This is a genomic window from Polaromonas sp., from assembly GCF_029945925.1.
Lineage (GTDB): Bacteria > Pseudomonadota > Gammaproteobacteria > Burkholderiales > Burkholderiaceae_C > Polaromonas.
Genome location: NZ_JAQSDN010000014.1, coordinates 1 through 22,012, shown reverse-complemented (window position 1 = coordinate 22,012; position 22,012 = coordinate 1). Strand labels below are relative to the sequence as shown.

Genomic DNA, 22,012 nt, shown 5'->3' with positions numbered 1-22,012 from the left:
TGGGGGCAGATGCTTCAGGATCACCGTCGCCAACGTTGGCGGAGGCGCTCATCAGAAGCCGGTCCGCGCTGAGTGGCCCATTTCAGGGGGCAATGCTTCCAATTAACCTGCCTACGCCACTGGACAACCCTGAAAGACTTTCCCACTGGGATGTGACTCCTCGACTGCAGGTTTGCGGCCTGGAAGTGTTATCCGGTCTTCACTTCAATGTCGATCAGTCTGCCAAAGAAATGACGCTCGAATTCGTCAATGTGACCCGCAAGCCGCTATCCAATATAAAGCTGGTCAGCCTCGTTCGGCCCGACACGGATATCTTCAAGCAACAACTTCAGCTGGTTGCAAATTACGCTCACTTGCGCGAGGACAGAGGAGCAGAAATCCTGACCCAAGTGCCGAATCAGGTCGCCTTTTGGGGCTCCGTTATCGGGTTGACCTCCCACCGACACAAGTGGACCATGGAACTGGTCACCCTGATGCTCGCCCTTGCAGGTGACGTAGAAATGCGATTCAAGCACGCTTTTGCATGCCCCCGGCCCGTAGATCTCTCGCCGCAGATCCAGCCGATGATTCCAACACCAGGGCACGCAAGTTGGCCCAGTGGGCACGCAACAGAAGCATTCACAGTCATCACCGTGTTGCTGGCCCTCCTTCCGGCGGGTCATCAGTACAAGGAGCAGCTACAACGGCTTGCAGCGCGTATCGCCGTCAACCGTACCGTTGCGGGGGTGCACTATCCCGTTGACAGCGCGGCTGGACGGTTGCTCGGAACCGCACTTGGGGAATTTTTTGTATCTCGTTGCCAGGGAGCCAAAAACGTGGCTTTGTGGGGCTTTGATGGTCGAAAGTTTGAGGGCAAAAAAGCGGAACCAGTCGATTTTGATCTGCGTGTCTCCATGACAGACAACCTCAGTGGCTACTATCAGCACAAAACTACCAAGCATGTGATTCACAAATCGCCCCTGCTTGAATTCATGTGGACCAAAGCCGCCAAAGAGTGGCAGCCGCTCAAGTAAGCCGCCATGAGCTGGACCAAACTGCCCAAGGGCGAGTTCACGGGCATCGATTGGGCCAAGCCCGGTGCCACCAACGGTTTTGACCCCTACCTGGTGTGGGCCGAGGCTGACAACTTTTCCGGCTACGGCAACAAGCGGCCGAAGTGGTTGCCGATTGCCATCGAACTCAAGTCGAGCACGACGGTGCAACAGCTTATTGCTGCCGCGTCGCCCAAATGGCTGCATGTGCCGCCCGCTTACACCAGCCGCGCTGCGCCCAAGGGCTTGCGCTTTTGCACGGCACGGGTCAGGCCGGCGTTTTTCAAGCAACTGCAGCCGGGCGGCAGCCTGCACGCACTCGTGCTGCGCCTTGAACTGGGCTTGCCTGCCGCGGAGTACGCCGACGACTCGGCGGTGAATCCGCCGGCAAACCCGCCCGTGCATTCGAGCGGTCCGACCTGGCAGGCCGAGACTCAAGCCGAAGGCCTGCTTTCCGGCAAGGTCCTGGCGCTGATCGACGACAGCCTGGCGCTGGCTCATGCCAATTTTCTTCATCAGGGCAAGGCGCGCACCCGCTACTTCTGGCGGCAGGACGCCCAAGGCAAGGGCCGCACACCGCAAAGCATGGGCTATGGCCACGAGTTGACCGCGGCCGACATCAATGCAGCCATGCAAGCCAACAGCTACAACGGCCTGGTGGACGAAAGCGCCGTCTACGTTGCACTGGGGCTGTCCACCCTGGGCAGCAAGATGCCCAGGCGCGAGCACTTCTTTCATGCGCTGGATACGTCAGTCAGTCACGGCACCCATGTCATGGATCTGGCGGCCGGTCCGCGCACGCTGCTGTCTCAAGTTGCCAATTTGCCGCCCACGTTTGACGCACCGCCCAGCTGGGCGAAGGCCGATGACGATGCCAGCCGGGCGGCCTTGATTGCCGTGCAACTGGACTACGACACAGTGCGAGACACCTCGGGCGGCTCAATGAACGTGCATGTGCTCGACGGGTTGATGTATGTCCTGTCGCGCTGCGCGGACGACGCCAAGGTGACGGCCAACATCAGCTTCGGCACGCTGGCCGGCCCGCATGACGGCACATTGCTGCTGGAAGCGGCAATGGATGAGCTGATTGGCTTGCTGCAAGGACGCCTGCAAATCGCACTGGCTGCCGGCAACAGCTACCAGCTGCGCACGCACGCCAATGTCACGCTATTAAAAAATGAGCATGTTGCGCTTCATTGGCGGGTGCTACCCGATGATTCGACCCAAAGTTTTGTGGAACTATGGATCGAGGAAGACCGCGACGGCCTTGAGATCACCATCGCCCCGCCGGGGCGAGCGGCCTTGCCGCCGCTGAAGTTTGGTGAGTCGAGGATGTGGACGGGCGGCGGCAAGCAACCGCTGTGCGCGTTGATTTACCCTGAGACGGTCGCCACCGGCCGGCGCGGCACCTGCGCCCTGCTCGCGGTCGCGCCCACGTTCAGTTTTGACGACAAGACGGCTACCGCACCCAGCGGGGTGTGGCAGATCACGCTGACCAATACCGGCAAGAAGGTGGTCACCGTGGACGCTTATGTGGAGCGGGACGACGTGGTCATCGGCACCCGCGGCGGCGCCCGGCAGTCACACTTCGAGGACGCGTGGTATGACACCAGCGGGAACCCGGACTCCTTCGTGGACCATCCCGACAACCCAAGCCTGATCCGGCGCAGCGGAAGCTTCAACAGCATCGCCACAGGCAACAAGACCGTGTCGGTAGGCGGTACGCGAATCACCGGGCCGCGCTGGGCCCACTATTCCCCGCAGAAACCTGACCCCGATGCAGGGCGGGCTCAGCGCCCGGGGGTGATCAGGATTCCCGACGCGCAAGCTTTCAGCGACGAGAACCCGCCAACGCTCGGCGTGAATGCGGCCGGAACGCGCAGTGGCGCTGCGGTACGCCTCATGGGCACCAGTGACGCGTCACCCCAGGAAGCCAGGCGGATTCTGAACGGCATGTAGGCTTGGCAGGAGATGCAGCGAAACCGGGCGAGTGTGAATCATGGGCCTGTGAAGGATCCGCCAGCGGTCGGGAACTTTCGGCAAGGCCGCAGCTGTTGACGACAACGAAACACTTTGCACCCTAGCGCCGCTCGCTGGCGGCCTAAAGCTCCTGCCCCGGTTCACCCTCTTTTCACGGGAGGGAGTTGGCCCTACACTCAGCGTGGATTTACAGCGTGTTGCAATTTTTACGTTAAACCAGCCATTTCATCAACCGTAACCGCAGGAGAGATTTATGGGATTTTTCATGAAAGAGCATGACATTCACGTTGGAAGTCTGCTTGACCAATTGAATGTACGTTTCGGACCTACGCCCGACAAGAAAACGCATTTTGGCGGCCTCGACGAAATGGTGGCGCTGCAAAAGGAGTTCAAGATTTTCAAAAAGGGCCGCTCGTTCAAGAACAGCGTGGCAGTCCTCAACATCGGTGCGTCCAATGCAGAGGCCAAGAACCGCATGCACGACTATTTCACCAATCTCAGCAAGCATGACTCGAATGTCGCTGGCCAGAACGGCGACGTGGCCATTGTCAACGCCATGGCGCGTAACCTTGCTTCGAAAAACCCGTTGCCGGTGTATTTCACCTTTCATGACATGCGGGCGGAAAAGGGCAACACCCGTGTGCTGATCAAGGAGAAGGACCGGCCGGTCGCCTATTTCAACCAGGATTACCTGACCATCTCCCTGCCCACCATGGCGCTCAAGGCAGCCAAACCAGCAGCCAAACCTGCTGCAAAGGCGGCCAAGAAAACGGCCAAGTGATGACAGCGGGGGCGGGCACCATCGCCATCACCAAGGCGTCCTCCCCCGATCCGCGGCTGACCAGCGTGCATGCTGGCATAGAGCGTTATTACACGGAAAAAGTGATGATGCATGGGGCGACTGCCCTTGGTGCGGACTGGACGTGCCGGCCGACTCAGGAGTTGCGCTTTGTCCAGCTCCTCAAATTGTGTGACTTTCGCCAAGCGTTGTCATTAAACGATGTCGGCTGCGGTTACGGCGCACTTTTGGCCTTTCTGGAAAAACGTCATCGGCGTGCGGAGGTGGACTACCTCGGCACCGACCTCTCGCAAGCCATGATTGATCAGGCCAAGCCCTCTTTGCATCCGAACATTCGGGCCCGGTTTGTTGTCGCCGGTTCGATTCCGCGCGTGGCGGATTACTCGGTGGCCAGCGGCATTTTCAACGTCAAGCTGGCACAGTCCGCTGCGCGCTGGGATTTGTTCATCAAGAAAACCCTGGGCGAGATGAATGCAGCGAGCCGTCTTGGTTTTGCCGTTAATTTTCTGGCGCCGCTTGAGCCGGACATGCACGTCATCCCCGAGTTATATCGCGCCTCACCCGATGTCTGGATACGTTATTGCGAGCGGCAGTTCAGTGCCACCGCCGAGCTGATATCCGGCTACGGCATGCGCGAGTTCACACTGCTTGTCCGGCGCCAATGTCGATCTGGTCTCGCCTGTCGGTAAACATGGTCAGCCGGGACCGTTCGCGCAACAAAGCCTCTTCATAAATAGCGGCCCCGGTCATGCGTACCAGAGCCTCCGCCTCGGCAAACAGGGCTTTGGCCTGCGTGGCACTTGCCAGTCCACGGGCATCGAGCATTGCGCCAGCGCGGGTGATCAAGGCCCGGCACTCGGGCAAACGGGTGCTGCGCTGGCGGGAAATTTCAATCGCCTCGCCTGCAACGTCCTGTGCCTGCTCAAAACTGCCAAGCCCACGATAGCATTCGGCCAGGCTGGCCAGGATTTCGGTTTCGAACTCCATCGCCACCCTGGAGCTCCTGACAAGCGCCAAGGCCTCCGAAAAAGTACGTACAGCGGTACCAAAGTCACCAGCTATGCTGGCGGCCAACGCACGGCAGCTCAACGCGAACACGCGCAGGTAAGGGCCTTCATGTTTTTCGGCGATCTCGGCAACACGCGCAGAATGCCGCTGCGCCAGCGCCGCATCCTGGCGACAGGACGCGAGATCCACGTAGCCGAAGTGGGCAAATTGCAGGATCACCGGATCATTCGATGACTGCGCCATGCCCAGCAGCTCCTTCAGGCATTGCTCGGCTTCGTTCAGGCGCCCCAAGCGCGTCAGCAGACGTCCCCGCATCCCCATGATCCAGTGCTCCACGCTGAAGCCAATCCATTCACGGTCAAACCTGTCGATTTTTCCCATGTCTGCAAGCGCACAGGTGTTGGCAGCCAAGGCCTGCTCCAGCATGCCGGCCCAGGCATAGGCCTGACTCAATGCGGCATTGATCATCGCAGCGCGCCCCGCGTCAGCGCCGGGCTCCATCAGTGATTGCGCTTTCTGAAGACGTTCAACATAACCGTCAGCCGGACCTCCGCTGGCCTGGAGCATTCTGCCTTCAGCCATCACCAGCAACTGAATCAGTCTGCCGTCCACCTCACCGGCCAGTTCCATGGCTTCGTCGATAAAGGGCTGCACCTCCTGCAGGGTCAACCCCTCGCGCCAGCCGAGCACGCAGATCTGTCCGCCGGCCCGTACACGCAGGTGGTCGGTTCTGGCAGACCGCGGTTGCTCCTGCAGGAGCGCCCGCACCTTGTGCCAATGCTTGATCGCCAACGCAGAGTTGGTGGAGCCCACCCACTGCGCGGCACGTGCGGCATGGCTCGCAGCGTCGAGGAACTGCCCTGCCGACTCGTAGTGGTAGGCAATCAGACCCGCATACTCATCGAGTTGATCGCGGTAATAGACTTCCATCGCCACCGCCACCGCACCGTGGAGCGGGCCGCGACGCACCTTGAGTTGCGCGCTGTAGGCCACTTCCTGGATCAGGGGGTGCCGAAAGGTGAAGCGGCGGCCGCCTACGGCAGGCTGCGGCAGGATGAGTTCGGCGTGACACAAGCCATCGAGCCCCTTCTCGATCACCTTGGCCAGCGGGCTGGCCATGTGTTCCAGCACGGCAAGCGGGATCTCCTTGCCGATGATCGCGCACATCTGCAGCAAGGTCTTTTCGGGCTCGCCCAGGCGATCAAGGCGGGCGCCAATGACAGCCTGCACGGTCGCGGGCAAGGCCCGCTCTATCGCCTCAAGCCCTCCGGCGCGAAGATCGGAGCCCTCCAGAAAATAGCCACGATCGACCAGCGAACGCACCAGTTCTTCTGCAAAAAAAGGATTGCCGCCGCTTCGCGCCGCCACCAGTTCGCAGATGTCCTGAAGGTCGGCACGGGGGCCGATCAGCGCCCTGACGAGATGCTCTGTCTCCCTGAGGCTCAATTGCCCGAGGTCGATTTTTTCGAAATTTTCAAACTGGGCCCAAGGCAGGCGGTACGACGGCCGGAAATTGAGGACCACCATGGTCTGGGTGCCGGCGGCCGCTTCAACCAGGGTCGCAACGAATTCTTCGCTGGCCTCGTCCAGCCAGTGGAGGTCTTCGATGAGTATCACCGACGTCGTGGCCGCATCATGCTTGACCAGCTCGCGCACCACATTGAGCAACCTGGTGTGGCGCGCCTTGGGACTGAGCGCGGACGGCGGGCTGCCGGCCTGGGCCACCCCGAGAAATTCGTACAGCAAGGCCAGGTCGGCTTCCGCCGGAGGGCCGAGTTCAGCCATGCGCTCGACAATCCGGCTTCTGGCGGCGGCGGCATCGTCTGCAGGCGGAATGCGGAAAAAGAAGGTTCTGAGAAGGCTCAACCCCGGCTGCAGGGGCGTTGCATGGCCATAAGGCTGCGCACGCACCTCAAAAACGGGAACCTGTCTGGCCCGGCACCACTGGACGAACTCGTGACACAGCCGGCTCTTGCCCGCACCAGGTTCACCCGAGATGCCCACCACCCGGGCCTGCCCTAGCTCGGTGACCAGCAGGGCCTGCTTGAGAAGATCACTTTCCCGGTCCCGGCCAAGAAAGGGTGTCAGGCCAGCCGGATGAAAATGCTGGTCCGACGAGGCCATCCTGAACCCCGTCAAGGCATAGATCGCGGATTGCCCTGAGATCCCCTTCAGGACATGCTGCCCCATGGGCTGCACCTCACAGAGAGTGCGAACCAGCGCATAACAACTTTCGGTCATGCAAATGCCGCCGGGATCGGCGAGCCCCACGACCCGGCTCGCGAGATGGATGGTGAGCCCGTGGGCTCCCCCACCCTTGCCGTCGGCGTTCTGTGGATCCGACGCCACCTGCCCCGAATGCAAGCCGACCCGAATACGCAAGCCCTGGCCCTCCGGGGCGAAGGCCCGCTGCATGTCCAGCGCTGCTTCGCAGGCCAGCAAGGCGTGACCTTCCAGCGCCCTGGGCGCGCCAAAGATGGCCATGACACCATCGCCCAGTGTTCGTATGACTGTTCCGTCAAATTTCTCGATGGAGGCGCACATACGCGCCAAGGCAGGGCCCAGGCGATCCATGGCCTGCTCGGCATCCAGGTCGGCGATCTGCTCCGTGGAGCTCACGATATCGGCGAAAAGGACGGTGGCCTGTTTGAGTTCGCCCCATGTCACGCCCGGCTGGGCGGCGGCAACGCCTGGGGCGGCGCCGGCGTGGGGAGTCCCGCACGCACCACAAAATCGCGCCGAAGGACTGGATTCCTGGCCGCAATGGCGGCAGACCTGCGACAAGCCCGCTCCACACCCCTCACAGAACCGGTTTCCGTCGGGGTTAACAGTCAGGCATGAGCCACAGCGCAACGGCATCTCTTTATGAACTCTCAACAACACACAACGGGGCCACTACGAATCGTTACACGGCGCCCCTCACAAAGCAAGGCATTTGCACCTGTGTTCAGGTGATCACCTTGACAGCCTGCCAGGCCGACATGACCGCCTTGCATTCTTTTGACTTAACACCAAACCGCTGGGAGGCCACATCAGTGGTTGCTCGCGCTGCATCCTGAAAACTGGCCTTGGGTTTGAGTTTAGCGAAGGCCTCGTACCAGATCGGCCCCGCTTTTTCCCAGGAGTACCCGCCTATTTTCCGGGCCGCCAGGTAAAAGGCGTGATTGGGAATGCCGGAGCCGTCATGCACGTCAGCGCCATCGACATACTGGTCCATGTTCTTGAACTGCTCGTCCTCGTACCAGGTCAACTGTCGGTTGCCTGGGTCCTTGAGCGATCGGATGGCCCGGCCGTGTTGCGGCGCAAGCATGTGCTCGCCGAGCAACCAGTTGGCTTGCGTGACGTCCTGCCCCGCGTGCCACTGTTTGACCATGCTGCCGAAAACATCGGAAAAAGACTCATTGAGCGCGCCGCTCTGCCCCTGGAGCGCATGTGTCTGCTCCTTGAATTCGCGGTCCTTCGGAGCCACCCGAACGACACCCAGCCCGCCAGCGATCATGTGCTGCGTGACGCCGTGCGTGAGTTCATGGGCAATGATGTCCAGTGCAGCGGTAAATCCACTCACGTTCTGGTCGCCATCGCCGTAGACCATCCGGTCGCCGGTCCACATCGCATTGCCGAAGTTTTTTCCGAAATGCACCGCAGATTCGACCCGCATGCTGCGGTTGTCGATCGAATGCCGGCCAAAAACCTTCAGGTAAAAATCAAGCGTGATGCCGGCATTGTCATAGGCCTGGTTGGCGGCGTGATCCTTGACCGGCTTGTCGCCCTCGTCCCGCACGGACTTGCCGGGCAGCACCGTGCCTGTGCCTGCGTCAAAAACACTGCGCCGCCAGGATGGGGCGGAATGAAGCGCCTGCGGCGGTGACGCTGCCGGCGCCTGGGGAACCCATGCGCTGCGCTGCGTACGAAGCCGCGAGGCGCTTTCGATGTGGCCATGGATGACATGGCGATCGGCTTCCCCGGCTTTGTCAGCGAGCTTCCTGAGCAATTTGGAAGGAACTGCAAAACATGCGCAGCGATAGGCGGGGCCCACGGCCGTGACCCCTTGGGCACAAAAGCGGTCAACAGCCAATTGCGCTGTTGGCAGCGACTCGTCGCCAAACGGGAAATAGGCCACCCGAACCGGCCTACCAGCGGCTAGGCAGTTTCTTGAGCAATGTGATGCGCCGGATGCCCAGTTCGATGTAGCCCCCTTTTTCGAGGTCTTTGAGCAGCCGGCTGACCATCTCGCGCGAGGCGCCCACGCGATTGGCGATGTCCTGATGGGTGATGGACTCCAGCGTGGCGCTGCCGCCGGGTGCCTCGCCGGCGTCTTCCCGACGTTCTTCCAGCAAGGCCACCAGCCGCCCATACACGTCGAGCAGCGCCATGTTTCGCGCCGTCTCCGTCGCGGAACGGGCCCGGCGTATCACCTGAACCACGAGATTGATGGCGAATTCAGGCTCTTCCACCAGGTGTTCGCTGACATCTGTCCGGCTCAGCACCGCGCAAGTGCAAGGCTCCAGCGTCATCACCGAGGCAGATCGGGGCCCGCCGTCGAGCGACATTTCGCCAAAATAGTCGCCTGCATTGACCGTTCCGTAAGTGATCTCGCGTCCGCTTTCGTCCATGGCGAATACCTTGACACTGCCCTTGAGCAGGACAAACAGGCTGTCGCCGGATTCACCCTCATTGATCAACACCGCATTTTTCCGGTAGGTCCGCAACACGCCGCGGCGAGCCAGCGAGCGCAACTCGGGAACCAGTGGCGTGTAAAGGTCTTCGTTGGAAGGTATTGACGTGCTCATGATGAGCCGTAATCTAGCACGCGGCGGCCCCCAGGTGTGGGCTGCTTGGGGGCGACAGGCCTTTTCAGTGAATTTGAGCCAGGTGCAAAGGCGCCACCGGTGGCAAAACGGCGACACGGTTCACCAGTTCGCGCACACCGCTGGACCCGGTTTTTGCGCAGAGGCTGCGCACATGGCTGCGTACCGTGGAAACAGCAACCTTCAGCTGGACGGCAATTTCCGGCGTGCTCAAGCCCCGGCACAGGATGGCAAGTACCTGCTCTTCCGTCTGGGTCAGCCCGTAACTGCGCGCAAAAAAGCCGAACATGCCGGATTCGCAGACTTCAGCACGCGCAAAAAGCAGGGCGATGCGGGCATCCCAGGCATCGGCGTCGGGCTTGAGGGGGACAACGGCCAGCGTCAGGGTCAAGCCTGCGCCAGACACATTGATCAGGCTCCGTTTGCCGGCCACGGCCTTGCCCAAGGCATTTTGGAGCGTTTTGCAGTCTGCCGGCGTCATGCCATGGACTTCCCCGCCCACCCTGTTGAGCACCCGATGACGGTTTAGTTCGGTCCGGGCTGCACGATTGGCGTGGATGATCTGGCCGTGCTCACCCACCACAAGGATGCCGTGGCCCAGCACGTCAACCAGCAGCGACAGCACATCCGGACCTGCGTGCGGGCGGGTCACATCCTGAGGCAGGGAAGCATCCAGGAATCCAGCAGTCAACAGGGTATTCATCTTCAGGGCTTAGCTGTTACAGGTTGTTAAGCGTATGAAGCCTGCTCGATTCTGGATAGTGAATATGCGGTCTCGATGTTGTGAACAAAGTCACAATTTCAGATGACACCCAAGTTGGCCGCAAACCAAATTTGACCGGCATTGATAACTTCCCGGCGCGCCACAGGGTCGAATTCACCATCAGTAAGTGGGTGCCAACTTTGCACGGGGCGAAGCTCACGCCGGGAAATATGCTCTCCTAACATCCCGGAAATCGCAAAAAGACGGCAGCCTCAGACCCAAGTGTCAAGGATGGCACTGGTCTTGGCCCAGTAGGTCTGAAGCCTTTCCAGTTGCTGGAGGGCGTTGGCCGGGATCTCACCGGTTTTTGCCACCAGTTCCAGCTCACCGCACACGACCTGCATGGCGACGGCGCCGACATTGCTGGTAGCGCCTACAAGGGCATGGGTTGCCCACGCCAGGGCTGCAGCGTCGCCGGCGCGGATGCTCTCTTCGATGGCGCTCAGGCGCTGGGACGCATCGGCGACAAACAGGCCGATCACCTCGCGCGTCATGGTCAGCGCATCGTCGTCGAACTCCTTGAACTGGGCCAGCCGCTCCATATCCATCAGCACGGGTTCAACCACAGGCGGGAGGCCGCTTTTGGGCATCGGAACCACTGCCGACGGCCCGGCGGTGATCCCCTGGCCGCGCACCGGGGGAGCCGTTGCAAATCCACCAGAGCCTCCCGCTGCCGCCGTCATCACGGGCAGCCAGCGCTCCAGCACCTGGGCCAGCGCGGCAACATGCAGCGGTTTGGTCAGGTAGTCGTCCATGCCCGCCGCCGTGCAGCGGGCGCGGTCTTCGGGAGATGCGGCCGCGGTCAGCGCAATGATGGGGGGCGCCCTCCTGCCCATCATGGCCTGAATTTGCTGGGTGGCCTGAAAGCCGTTCATGCGCGGCATGTTGATGTCCATCAGCACCGCACCAAAGCGCGAGCCCGCGCCATGGGCACGTGCCACGGCCTGTACAGCCTCGCGCCCGTCCAGCGCGGTGGCCGTGTGGTAACCCAGCTTGGCCAGCATGGCGCAGGCCACCTTGAGATTGACAGCGTTGTCGTCCACCACCAGCAAGGTCAGGTTTTTTGCAGCGGCCAGGCCTTCGGCAGTGGTTGATTCCGAGGGCAGCTTCTGGCTACCCGGCACCGACAGGCAGCGTGCCAGCGCGTCGAACAATTGGCGCTGCCGGGCGGGCTTGAGCAGCCGCGCTTCGAACAACCGGGCGGCCTCATGGCCTGGCGGCATGAAACCGGACGTCAGCAGCACCAGCGGTATTCCGGCCAGCGGCGCCGTGGCCTTGATAACGCGGGAAAGCGCCACGCCATCCATTTCAGGCATGTGCATGTCGGTGATGACGATGTCCGGCAGCGCCCCCCCACTCTGCGCCAGCGCCAGTGCCTGCAAGGCCTGGGCGCCTGACTCGGCGGTAGCCACCTGCATGCCCCACAGCTGGAGCTGCCGCGTCAGGACCCGGACATTGGTAACGTGGTCATCCACCACCAGCGCGCGTTTCCCATGCAGGGCGGCCGCGTCGACAGTTGCAGCCACCGGGGGCAGTTCGGCCGGCGGTGCCTGGATCGTGAACCAGAAAGTGGAGCCTTTGCCCGGCACGCTGTCCACACCGATGTCACCGCCCATGAGTTCGACCAGCCGCTTGCATATCGCCAGCCCCAGGCCGGTGCCCCCGTACTTGCGCGTGGTGGAAGCGTCCACCTGAGTGAAGGCCTGGAACAGCGAGCCCACGCGGTCGGACGGAATGCCTATGCCGGAATCGGACACGCGGAATTCGACGCGCACCCGGGCCGGGTCACCGGGGTTGGGCAAGGAACGCGCACTCACGGTCACTTCACCTTTTTCGGTGAATTTGACGGCGTTGTTGATCAGGTTGATCAGCACCTGGCGGATCCGCGTCACGTCTCCGGAGATCGCTGCCGGCAGGGCAGGCGAGCCGTTGCCCGCAGCTTCCGGCACGTCCACGATCAGTTCCAGGTTTTTTTCCCGGGCGCGGGGTGCGGCAATGTCGCAGGCCTCCTCGATCGCACTGCGCAGGCTCAGGGGTTCAGATTCCAGATCCAGCTTGCCCGACTCGATTTTCGAGAAATCCAGAATATCGTTGATGACAGCCAGCAACTGGTCGCTCGACAGGCGGATGGTCTGCAGGTAGTCGCTCTGCTCGTCGTCCAGCGCGGTCTCGGCAAGCAGGGTACTCATGCCCACCACGCCGTTCAGGGGGGTGCGGATCTCGTGGCTCATGGTCGCCAGAAATGCGGCTTTGGCCCGTGCTGCCTGCAAGGCCTCTTCACGCGAGGCGAGCAACTCGACCGTACGCTGCGCCACCCGTTCCTCCAGACGCTCGTTGGCCTCTTCGATCACCCGGGTTTTGGCCTGCACCTCGGCACGGTAATGTTTCAGTTGCTCGGCGCTGGAGTGCATGACCCGCGAAAGCTCCATGACCTCGCGCAAATGCGTGCCGCTGTCGATGCGAGGCACTTCACCGCGCCCGAGTTTTTGCGCAGCCACGCTCAGGCGCTTGAGCCGGCGCCCGATGCGGTTGGCGACATAAAACGCTGCGGCGGCCCCAAGCAGGACCAGCGCGCCAATGAGGGTCAGGGACACCTTCCAGGCGCGGGTGATCTCCGCGGTGAAATCGCTCTCGGGCGCGGCCACCACCAGGGTCCAGCGCAAGCCCGCTGATTCGCCGAAGGGGCGCTGCACCATCAGCAGGGTGCCGCCCTGCATGGGGATCCGCTGCAACGCCGTGTTGACGGCCACCGAATCCTCGCGCTTGCGGGCCTGCTCGCGCTGCAGCGCTGCAAAACTTTCGCGAATCACCGGGTTCGCGCTGTGCTGGGGGCTTCGCCGCGCAGACTGCCCCGGCGCGTCGTCGAACAAGGGGTCCCCGGCCGACCCGGCGACCAGCCACCCCTGCTCGTCCACCACGAAAGCCGCACCACGAGCGCTGATGCGCTGCGTTTGCAGCAGGTCGGCCAGCCGCTGCAGATACAGGTCCACACCAAACACGCCCGCGGCGCCTCCGTCCACGTCGTACACCGGCTGGGATAGCGTCACGAACAGTTGCGGTTTCCCGGGAACTACCTGAATCGGGGAGAACACGCGGCCCTTGGCGACCAGGGCCCCCTGGTACCAGTCCCGGGTGCGGGGCTCGAAGTGGGTCTGCGCAACTGCCAGAGGCCGGCTGCGGTCGCCGGGCCGGCGCGCCGTGAAGGCCTGAAGACCGGCGTCTGTGGTTCCGCGAAACTGCACGGTTGCGCCGCCACTGGTGTTTTCCACCGAAAAATACTCGCCCCGGCTGTTACCGTAATAAAGGTGGGGCACATCTGCTGACTGCCTGCCCAGCGCGAACGCCATGGACTCAAAGGCCGAACTCTGGCGCAGCCAATCCCGGGCCTGCTCGGTCTGGGTGGTGCTCAGGCGCGCGGGAAACAGGCCGTTCAGTATGGTGTGTGCCTGCCCCAAATGGGCTTCCGTTCCAGACTGCACCCTGGCCGCCACGTTGAACAGGATACCCCCGGCCAGTTCCTGCACCGCCTGGTCACTGCTGCGCGCCATGAGCCAGGCCACCAACCCCGCCGGCACGAGCGCAAACACCAGCAAACTGACCACCAGGACCCGGCGCAGGGAAAACGTTTTCCTTGGCATGAGGTTGTGGGGCTCCGACTCAACCACTGGTCAGGCGAGCGCCAGGCCCAGCAACTCGGCGGCATCGATCGCGGTTGTCCGCCCGGGCAGGGACACCAGCGCTCGCCCGCCGGTGTTCACCGCGCCCGTGACACCGCGCAGCATGGCCACACTGGCCGCGATCTGCCAGCCGGCCTTGCAGGCCTGCTTCTGCAGGAGCAGGGTGGCGTTCACCGTGTCGCCCACCGGCAGTATCTGCACACTGCCATGCAGGGGATCTGCAAGCCTGGCCAGCGCCACGGGTCCGCTGTTCAAGGCCACGCTGACATCGAAACGCGGCAGCCCCTGCCCGGGGAAATGGGTATTGAGAAATTGCTGCACACGTTTGGCCGCGTCGAGCAGGCCCAGGGCGGCACGGGCGGCACGCAAGCCGTGGTTGACCGAGGTCGTGTCCGTGCTGTCGACAAAAACGACCAGCAGACCTTCACCTACAAACTGCATGTGGCGCGCGCCAAACAGGTGCACGGTATCGCCGGCATTGTTGTAGAACTGGCGCACCACATCACTCAGTTCCGTACTGGAGAGTTTTTCCGCCAGTCCCGCATAGTTGAGCACGTCGACGAACAGGACGGTCGCATTCGAAAACTTCTCGTCCTGGCTCGATGCATCCGCCGCAGGCCACTTGTCGCTCAGTTCGGAGGCCAGCTTTTTTTCATACAGGCGGGCCAGATGCTGCTTCTGGTCCTCCAGGGCAGCCTGCACCGCAGCTTCCACCGCCATGACCTGGACGGCCGCCTGCATGTGACGCTTGTTCAGCTGCGCCGCAGCAGCCTCGCGCAACTCGCCGGGGCGGAAGGGTTTGGTGATGTAGTCGTCAGCGCCGCTGGTCATGCCGATGCGCATGTGAGCCCGCTCCTGCAGTGAGGTCAGCAAGACCACAGGCGTGGCCAGGATGGCCGGATCGGCACGCAGGGCCTGCAGCATCGCAAACCCGTCCATCACCGGCATCTGCACATCGCTGATGACCAGATCCGGCTTGTTCTGGCGCACCAGCTCGAGCCCGGACAGGCCGTTGTCGGCCGACAGCACGTCGTACCCGTCTTTCCTGAGCACCGATGCCACCAGCGTCCGCGTGGCGGCATCGTCTTCCATGACCACTATCAGAGGCATTTTTATCCCAAGCATTAACCAAAGCGCGGCGTGTCTCTAGCTTACACAATTTGTTACCGAGTAAGAAGTTTTAGCTAAGACGTCTGCGCAATTTTCCACCGATCGCCCTCGATCAGCGCGAGACTCGCATCCATCACCTGCGGCAAAAATGCAAGTTGCACGTGAGCGGCACCGTGCACCAACCGGTTGTCAGCACCGGGAAGCGTCGCGGTGGAGCTTGGAAAAACGATATTGTCGCAGTTGGAATACCAGCAGGTGAACAGGGCATGGCGGTGGGACGGCATGTCCAGGTCGAGCGCCTGGTGCCATTGTCCGGACAGTTGCATCTGGCGGCCGTTGGTGACAAGACTGAAACGGGCCAGCCAGGTCCCCCGATGCGGCGTCCCGATGGTCACCACATGGCAGACCCGCGCCTCGGCCTTCATGATCCTGAGCCAGGCACGGGCGGCCAGACCCCCCATGCTGTGGCACACAAGCAGTGGCGACAGGCCGGTCGCCGCGGTCACGCGCTGGACCGCCTCGTCGATCAACGGCGCGTAGTCGTCAATGGAGGCAAAGGGCGGCTCCAGGTTGAGGGCGACAAATGCGTGTCCCGTCCCTTGAAGCCGCTTCAGCCAGGGCGTCCAGAAGCCCCGGTTGCAGAAAAAGCCATGGATGAACACCACCCCACGCCGGCCTTTTTCGACAGCGTCCACCGACAACTGGTCGGGAACAGCCTGGGAGAGAAAAGGTTGACGCCAGCAAAAAACCCGGGGCGCCACGAGCGTCTCGCCCAGCCAGGCACCAGCGAGTTCTTTCCACGTCGGACGCGGCACAGGATCCCCGCGGTTGATGAATCGCAGCGCCACAAACTCCAGGGCAAGAAACCCCGAATAGCCCAGCACCAGGGCCGCAAAGCCGGCCAGGGCCAGCAGCGCCGAGCTCTCCCAGAAAAACACCAGCCATCCAGTCGCGGCAGCAAGCAGCGACACAGTGATCAGTTGCTGAAGCCGTGCCAACATGGGGAGCCTGCGCCGGTTGCGGCTCAGGCCAGGACGACGTCGCGCCCGGTGAGCCTTTTGACGAGTCCCTGCGCCAGCCGGTTTACGGTGCCGTAAATGGACAACTGGGGGTTGGCACCAATGCTGGTGGGGAAAATCGAACCATCGTGAATCGACAGGTTTTCAAGCTGCCAGTGCACACCATCGGGCCGCGTCACTCCCCGCTTTTCGTCGCCGCCCAAGCCGCAGCCACCCATCACGTGCGCACTCACGACCTTCGTGAGCAGCGGCTTCATGGGCAGGGCGCTGACTGCATCGCGCGCTTCGCCCCAGCTTGTGTAGGGTTGGGCCATTTCGTGCAGGGGTAGCACCTGGCGTGCACCTGCGGCGAACTGGATCTCCGCCATCGTCAGCAAAGCGCGGCGGGCACCGTCCATCACGTAGTCGGTGAGCGGATAGTCGAGCACGGCGGAGCCGTCCCCGCGCAATTTGACTTTTCCGCCGCGTGACTGGTCATGAAAGCCGTCACGCATCAAGGCCAGCAGCGTGTGGTTGTGCGGGAAGCTCTCCAGCAGTGCCTGCTGGCTCTGACCAAAACCCGGCACCGTCGATGCAAAAATGATGGGGTGCAGCGGCGGCGCCTCGAGTTTGTAGCCCATGGGGCCATCGATGGCCTGGGTTTCGAGGAAATGATCGGTGTAAATGGTCTGCGGGGCGCCGCTCCAGGCTTCGACTTTCTGCTCGAACACCCCCGAGCTCATCACCACCGGGTGCAGGAAAGTCCGCGCGCCCAGCAGCCCGTGCGGATCAGGAGCGTTCGAACGCAGCAGCACCGCCGGCGAATTGATGGCGCCACCCGCCAGCACATAGTGTTTTGCTACTATTTTTGTAGCTATCTGCGCAGATACAGCGGGGGCTGGAGCACTATTTGACATCACAGGGCGGCAGTAAAGCGCCGTGACCTTGCCGTTGGCCAGCTCGAAACTTTCCACGCGCATTTCGGTCAGCAATTGCGCGCCCCGGTCCAGCGCAGCCGGGATGGTGGTCACCAGCATGGACTGCTTCGCGTTGGTCGGGCAGCCCAGGCCGCAGGAGCCCAGATTCCAGCAGCCCTTGACGTTGCGGGAAATCGTCGCCGCCTGGATACCCAATCTGGCCGCTCCCCGGCGCAACAAGTCATTGTTCTCGTTGGGGGCGGTGAGCCATGGCAGGATATTCAGGCGCTGCTCGGCCTGGGCAAAATAAGGGGCAAGCGCCTCGACGCTGTAGTCCGCCAGGCCAAACCTGTCCCGCCAGAACTGCAGGGTCGGCGCGGGCGTCCTGAAGGAGCTGGTCCAGTTGACGGTGGTGGAACCGCCGACACAGCGCCCCTGCAGGATGTTGATCGCCTTGTCTTCAGTCTTTCGCGCTGCACTTTCCTGATAGAGCTGCGGATAGGCGTCCGACTCCTTCTGACGGAAGTCGCTGCTGCTTTTCAGCGGCCCCTCTTCAATCATCACCACCTGCAAACCCGCCTTGGCAAGCAAATCGGCGGTGATACCGGCACCGGCGCCACTGCCGACGATGGCAACATCACAGACAATTTTTTTCGGTGCGGGCCCCAGGGCGCCGCCCAGAACTTTCCAGCCGCGCTTCAAACCTTCGCGGATCGGGTCTTGGATTTGACTCATGCGGTATTCACTGCTTTCAGATCCGGACCGGACCGGGATAACCGAGTTGCGGCCAGGTGGATGCATCTGAAAAATAGGCCGCTGCGGTGATGTCATGCAATGCGGCATAAGCCTGCCGGCGAAGCACCAGCCCCGACAGCCGCATTTCCTGAAGTGACTGCTGGATGCGGGCTTCTGTCGCCAACGACCACTCATCGCCCAGACCGGCCAGTGTGCGCCGCCCCGGTGCACTCGCCAGCAGCGACAGCAGCTGTGAGAGTTCGGCCTGCGCGTGGGGTGGCAAAGCGGCGGTCAGTTCATCCATGCGGTTCAGCAAACCGATCAGGGCGTCCTGCCTCGGAGCATCCTCGCGCGGCAGGCTTTGGTCGAGCACTGCACGGCCGACGGCCCGGAATACCTCGCGACCAGCGATGCTGAGCTTGCCTTCGTGCAAACCCGGCGACAGCAGGGCCGCCGCGCCGCCAGCAACCGCCAGCACCACGGCCGATACCACCCCGAGCTTGAGTAAGGTCCTTCTTTGCATCGCTGGAGTTTCGCATGCACTCCTGCGGTTTCAATAGGGCGCTGCACCTAGATAAACTCGGTGTTTATATGGACCCAGTTGCCGACCGAATTCGCGAAGCCATGCAGGCGGTTTCGCTGCTGCGGCAAAGCCGCATGGCCGATCCCGAACTTCATGCCGCCTGCCTGGAGGTCAAGCGCTTCCAGGCGCAGCGTTTCACGGCAACTTACGCCGACCTCCTCGACAGCCCCCGCTATCAGCAAGCCGCTCATTTTTTCCTGAATGAGCTGTATGGGGACAAGGACTATGCCCAGCGGGACCAGCAGTTTTCCCGGATCGCAAACACCATCGCCCGCCTTTTTCCCAAGGCGGTGGTCGAAACGGCGGCCGCCCTTGCCGAAGTGCATGCCCTGACCGAGGCGCTTGATGACCGGATGGCGCAGCAATGGCTGCTCGACCGCGCAGGCGGGCAGGCCACCCGCTACATTCGGTGTTGGCGCGCGGTCGGCGATATGGCGGCGCGGCAGCGGCAACTGCAGGTGGTGCTGCACTTGGGCCAGGAGCTTGATCACCTCACACATATGCGGGGCCTGCGCAGCCTGCTGAAGATGATGCGCACGCCAGCGGCAGCCGCAGGACTGAGCGCGCTGCAGAATTTTCTGGAAGTCGGGTTTGATGCTTTTGCCCGGATGAAAGGCACCACCGAATTCCTGAATGTGGTGGAGGCCCGGGAATCAGCATTGATCCATTCCCTCTTCAACGACGAAGCTGTCGCCTGCGAGACCTTTTTGCTTCAACTTCTTGCGCCCACGGCGCCGCATTAGGACAAGCCCCATACGCGTGGCGCTCCGCTGCTTTCACAATGGCGCACAAGGAGTTTTTAATGGACAAGTTTTGGCTCAAGAGTTATCCCGAGGGTGTGCCGCACGACATCGACCCCGAGCAGTTCCGCTCGCTGAACCAGCTGCTTGAGGACTCCTTCAGGAAAAATGCCACGCGGCCTTTTTCAGTCTGCATGGACCGCTGGATGTCCTACGGGGAGCTGGATGAGCTGTCATCAGCGCTAGGCGCATGGTTGCAGCATCTGGGACTGGAGCCCGGTGCGCGGGTGGCCATCATGCTGCCGAATATTCCGCAGTTCGCGGTCACCATGGCGGGAATCCTGCGCGCCGGCTACACCTGCGTGAACGTCAATCCGCTCTACACCGCGCGTGAACTCGAACACCAGCTCAAGGACTCGGGCGCCACCAGCATTGTGATCCTGGAGAATTTTGCGGGAACGCTTGAAGAGGTCATTGACCGGACGCCCATCAAACACGTCGTGATCGCGTCCATGGGGGATTTGCTGGGCCCCTGGTATGGCCGCTGGATCACCTTCGCCGTCAGGCATCTCGCAAAAATGGTCCCGGCCTACAAGCTTCCGCTGACCAATGGCCGCACCGTGACGCCTTTCAAACGCGCCATCACCGATGGCGCGGGGATGGTCCTCAAACCAGCCCAATGCGATCTCGATTCAGTCGCCTTTCTGCAATACACCGGCGGGACCACAGGCTTGTCCAAAGGCGCTGTTCTGACGCACCGCAATATCGTCGCGGCCGTCCTGCAGGCAGAAGCCTGGTTCACGCCGGCGCTGCGTCGTCTTGGGGATGTCAGCAAAACCAACGGCATCGCAGCATTGCCGCTTTACCACATCTTCGCGTTGACACTGTGCCTGCTGGCGATCCGCTGGGGATCCCACCTGACGCTGATCCCAAACCCCCGTGATTTCGGAAAGTTCATCGAAGTGCTGAAGAAGCGCCCGTTTCACATGCTTCCGGCAGTCAACACCCTGTTCAATGCACTCCTGCAGCATCCACAAATCAAGACCGTTGACTTCTCCCACCTCTGCGTCTCCCAGGCGGGCGGCATGGCTGCCTCTGAGGGAACGGCCAAACACTGGCTGCAAGTCACGGGGTCTCCAATGATCGAAGGCTGGGGCATGAGCGAGACTTGCGCGATCGGCACCAACAACCCCGTTCTCGATACCGAGTTCAGCGGCACCATCGGTCTGCCCTTGCCAAGCATAGAGATTGCGATCAAGGACGATGAGGGTCGTTCCCGGCCTGTTGGCGAGTCGGGCGAGATCTGCATCAAGGGACCACAGGTGATGACCGGTTACTACCAGCAACCCGCCGAGAACGAGAAGGCCTTTACCGCCGACGGGTTCATGCGCACCGGCGATATCGGCATCATGGATGAGCGGGGCTACACGAAAATTGTCGACCGCAAGAAGGACATGATCATTGTTTCCGGCTTCAATGTCTTCCCCAATGAACTCGAAAATGTCGTCTCCCTTTGTCCGGGTGTCGTTGAATGCGCGGCCATTGGCATCGCGGACGACAAGCAGGGTGAAGCCATCAAGATTTTCATCGTCAAAAGCGACCCAACGCTCACGGAAGAACAGATTGCCGAGTACTGCAAGCAGAATCTCACGGGTTACAAACGACCCAAATACATCGAGTTTCGTGACGACCTGCCCAAAACCAATGTCGGGAAAATCCTCCGACGTGAACTGCGGACGACCGCCTGATGAATCGTTTCACGCCGGGCCATGCCTGACATGAAGCTACCCAGGGGCGTCCAGGTTTTTGAGCGTGGCTGGTTGTCGTCGAACAATGTCCTGTTTTTGGGGGATGAGTCATGCGCTCTTGTTGACAGCGGTTACAGCACACATTCGGATCAGACTGTCGAACTTGTTCAGTCAGCGCTGCGCGGGCGGCCATTGAATTTGTTGTTGAACACCCATTTGCACAGCGATCACTGTGGCGGCAATGCGGCGCTCCAGCATGTGTATCCCGAACTTGAAACTCTTATTCCGCCTGGTCAGGCGGCGCTGGTGTCAATGTGGGATGCAGAGGCCCTGACTTATCTGCCAACCGGGCAGCTTTGCCCCCGCTTCAAGCACGACGGTTGTCTCTTGCCGGGCGCAGAAATTCTGCTGGCTGACGTGATGTGGCAAATTCACGCTGCACCAGGACATGATCCTCACTCGGTAGTGTTGTTCGAACCCTTTTCACGCACATTGATCTCCGCCGATGCCTTGTGGGAAAAGGGGTTCGGCGTGGTTTTTCCAGAACTGGAGGGTGAACGTGCATTCAGTGAGGTCGGAGCCACGCTCGATCTGATTGAACAGCTGGTCCCCCATTGGGTCATCCCTGGTCATGGCCCTGTGTTCGGGTATCAGGCAGAGGTCCTTGCGCGATCGCGCGCGCGACTCGACGCTTTCGTCAAAAATCCGGCACGGCACGCGCATCATGCAGCCAAGGTCCTGCTCAAATTCAAACTTCTGGAGCAGCAGCAACTGCTGTACGCTGATTTTTTGAACTGGGCTGCCGGCACACGTTATTTCCAGCTTATTCGGGAGCGGTTTTTCCCTGCCACGCCCATGCTGGACTGGATCGCTCAACTCACCGATGAATTGGTGCACACCACTGCCGCCCGCAAAGAGAATGCGATGGTCTTCAATGCCTGACGCCGGCGGAGGATCAGGCAATGGTGCATCCCGGCCAAGGCTTGGCCCCAAATAAAAAAACTCCGCCTCTTTCGAGGCGGAGTTTTACACTTGCAGGCCAGGGCATTTTCAGCCGGACAAAAGAAAACGCCCAGTTGACTTTATCAACTGGGCGCATCTTGCTGTAAGAGCCT

At 61.6% G+C, this 22,012-nt stretch carries 16 protein-coding genes and 1 pseudogene; 7 read left to right on the top strand and 10 right to left on the bottom strand.

Features of this window, described 5'->3' with window-relative positions:
• From PSV40_RS03715 to PSV40_RS03700, 4 genes are all read left to right on the top strand, one after another.
• A partial coding sequence (locus tag PSV40_RS03715; protein WP_300534339.1) for a phosphatase PAP2 family protein occupies window positions 1–1,013 on the top strand: 1,013 nt, incomplete at its 5' end.
• Between the two features lie 6 nt (window positions 1,014–1,019).
• Window positions 1,020–2,990, top strand: coding sequence for a hypothetical protein (locus PSV40_RS03710; RefSeq protein WP_300534336.1), 1,971 nt, complete (start codon window positions 1,020–1,022; stop codon window positions 2,988–2,990).
• A gap of 274 nt (window positions 2,991–3,264) precedes the next feature.
• Complete coding sequence (locus PSV40_RS03705; RefSeq protein WP_300534334.1) at window positions 3,265–3,792, top strand: hypothetical protein; 528 nt, start codon at window positions 3,265–3,267, stop codon at window positions 3,790–3,792.
• Window positions 3,792–4,499: a class I SAM-dependent methyltransferase gene (locus tag PSV40_RS03700; RefSeq protein ID WP_300534421.1), complete on the top strand. Its 708-nt coding sequence runs from the start codon at window positions 3,792–3,794 to the stop codon at window positions 4,497–4,499. The genes PSV40_RS03705 and PSV40_RS03700 overlap by 1 nt, the downstream gene beginning before the upstream one ends.
• Here the strand turns inward: PSV40_RS03700 and PSV40_RS03695 are convergent.
• The 10 genes and pseudogenes from PSV40_RS03695 to PSV40_RS03655 all read right to left on the bottom strand — a co-directional run bounded on the left by PSV40_RS03695 (window position 4,450) and on the right by PSV40_RS03655 (window position 18,349).
• Window positions 4,450–7,485 (bottom strand): adenylate/guanylate cyclase domain-containing protein, encoded by a 3,036-nt coding sequence (locus PSV40_RS03695; protein WP_300534333.1) that lies wholly within the window; start codon window positions 7,483–7,485, stop codon window positions 4,450–4,452. The genes PSV40_RS03700 and PSV40_RS03695 overlap by 50 nt on opposite strands.
• 60 nt (window positions 7,486–7,545) lie before the next feature.
• Window positions 7,546–7,677, bottom strand: a pseudogene (locus PSV40_RS22810) (zinc ribbon domain-containing protein); the annotation flags it as partial.
• A gap of 88 nt (window positions 7,678–7,765) precedes the next feature.
• Complete coding sequence (locus tag PSV40_RS03690; protein WP_300534330.1) at window positions 7,766–8,854, bottom strand: M4 family metallopeptidase; 1,089 nt, start codon at window positions 8,852–8,854, stop codon at window positions 7,766–7,768.
• Window positions 8,855–8,948: 94 nt separating this feature from the next.
• Window positions 8,949–9,608, bottom strand: coding sequence for a Crp/Fnr family transcriptional regulator (locus PSV40_RS03685; RefSeq protein ID WP_300534327.1), 660 nt, complete (start codon window positions 9,606–9,608; stop codon window positions 8,949–8,951).
• 64 nt (window positions 9,609–9,672) lie between these two features.
• Window positions 9,673–10,329: a helix-turn-helix transcriptional regulator gene (locus PSV40_RS03680; protein ID WP_300534325.1), complete on the bottom strand. Its 657-nt coding sequence runs from the start codon at window positions 10,327–10,329 to the stop codon at window positions 9,673–9,675.
• A gap of 272 nt (window positions 10,330–10,601) precedes the next feature.
• A complete protein-coding gene (locus PSV40_RS03675) occupies window positions 10,602–14,027 on the bottom strand; it encodes a response regulator (protein WP_300534322.1) in 3,426 nt (1,141 codons plus the stop codon).
• A gap of 30 nt (window positions 14,028–14,057) precedes the next feature.
• Window positions 14,058–15,176, bottom strand: coding sequence for a response regulator (locus PSV40_RS03670; protein WP_300534319.1), 1,119 nt, complete (start codon window positions 15,174–15,176; stop codon window positions 14,058–14,060).
• Window positions 15,177–15,250: 74 nt separating this feature from the next.
• Entirely contained in the window at window positions 15,251–16,177 is a 927-nt protein-coding gene (locus tag PSV40_RS03665) for an alpha/beta fold hydrolase (RefSeq protein WP_300534317.1), read from the bottom strand.
• Between the two features lie 23 nt (window positions 16,178–16,200).
• Complete coding sequence (locus tag PSV40_RS03660; protein WP_300534314.1) at window positions 16,201–17,826, bottom strand: GMC family oxidoreductase; 1,626 nt, start codon at window positions 17,824–17,826, stop codon at window positions 16,201–16,203.
• 16 nt (window positions 17,827–17,842) lie between these two features.
• Entirely contained in the window at window positions 17,843–18,349 is a 507-nt protein-coding gene (locus PSV40_RS03655; protein WP_300534312.1) for a hypothetical protein, read from the bottom strand.
• A 14-nt stretch (window positions 18,350–18,363) separates the two neighbouring features.
• Between PSV40_RS03655 and PSV40_RS03650 the strand changes: the two genes are divergently transcribed.
• Genes PSV40_RS03650 through PSV40_RS03640 form a run of 3 tightly spaced genes read left to right on the top strand, consistent with a single transcriptional unit; the run spans window position 18,364 to window position 21,839 of the window.
• Complete coding sequence (locus PSV40_RS03650) at window positions 18,364–19,152, top strand: hypothetical protein (protein ID WP_366914950.1); 789 nt, start codon at window positions 18,364–18,366, stop codon at window positions 19,150–19,152.
• Window positions 19,153–19,211: 59 nt separating this feature from the next.
• On the top strand, window positions 19,212–20,897 hold the full coding sequence (locus tag PSV40_RS03645) for an AMP-binding protein (RefSeq protein ID WP_300534310.1): 1,686 nt from the start codon (window positions 19,212–19,214) through the stop codon (window positions 20,895–20,897).
• Between the two features lie 21 nt (window positions 20,898–20,918).
• The gene (locus PSV40_RS03640) at window positions 20,919–21,839 is read left to right on the top strand and encodes an MBL fold metallo-hydrolase (RefSeq protein WP_300534308.1); all 921 of its coding nucleotides are present in this window, start codon (window positions 20,919–20,921) and stop codon (window positions 21,837–21,839) included.
• The last annotated feature ends 173 nt before the right edge of the window (window positions 21,840–22,012 follow it).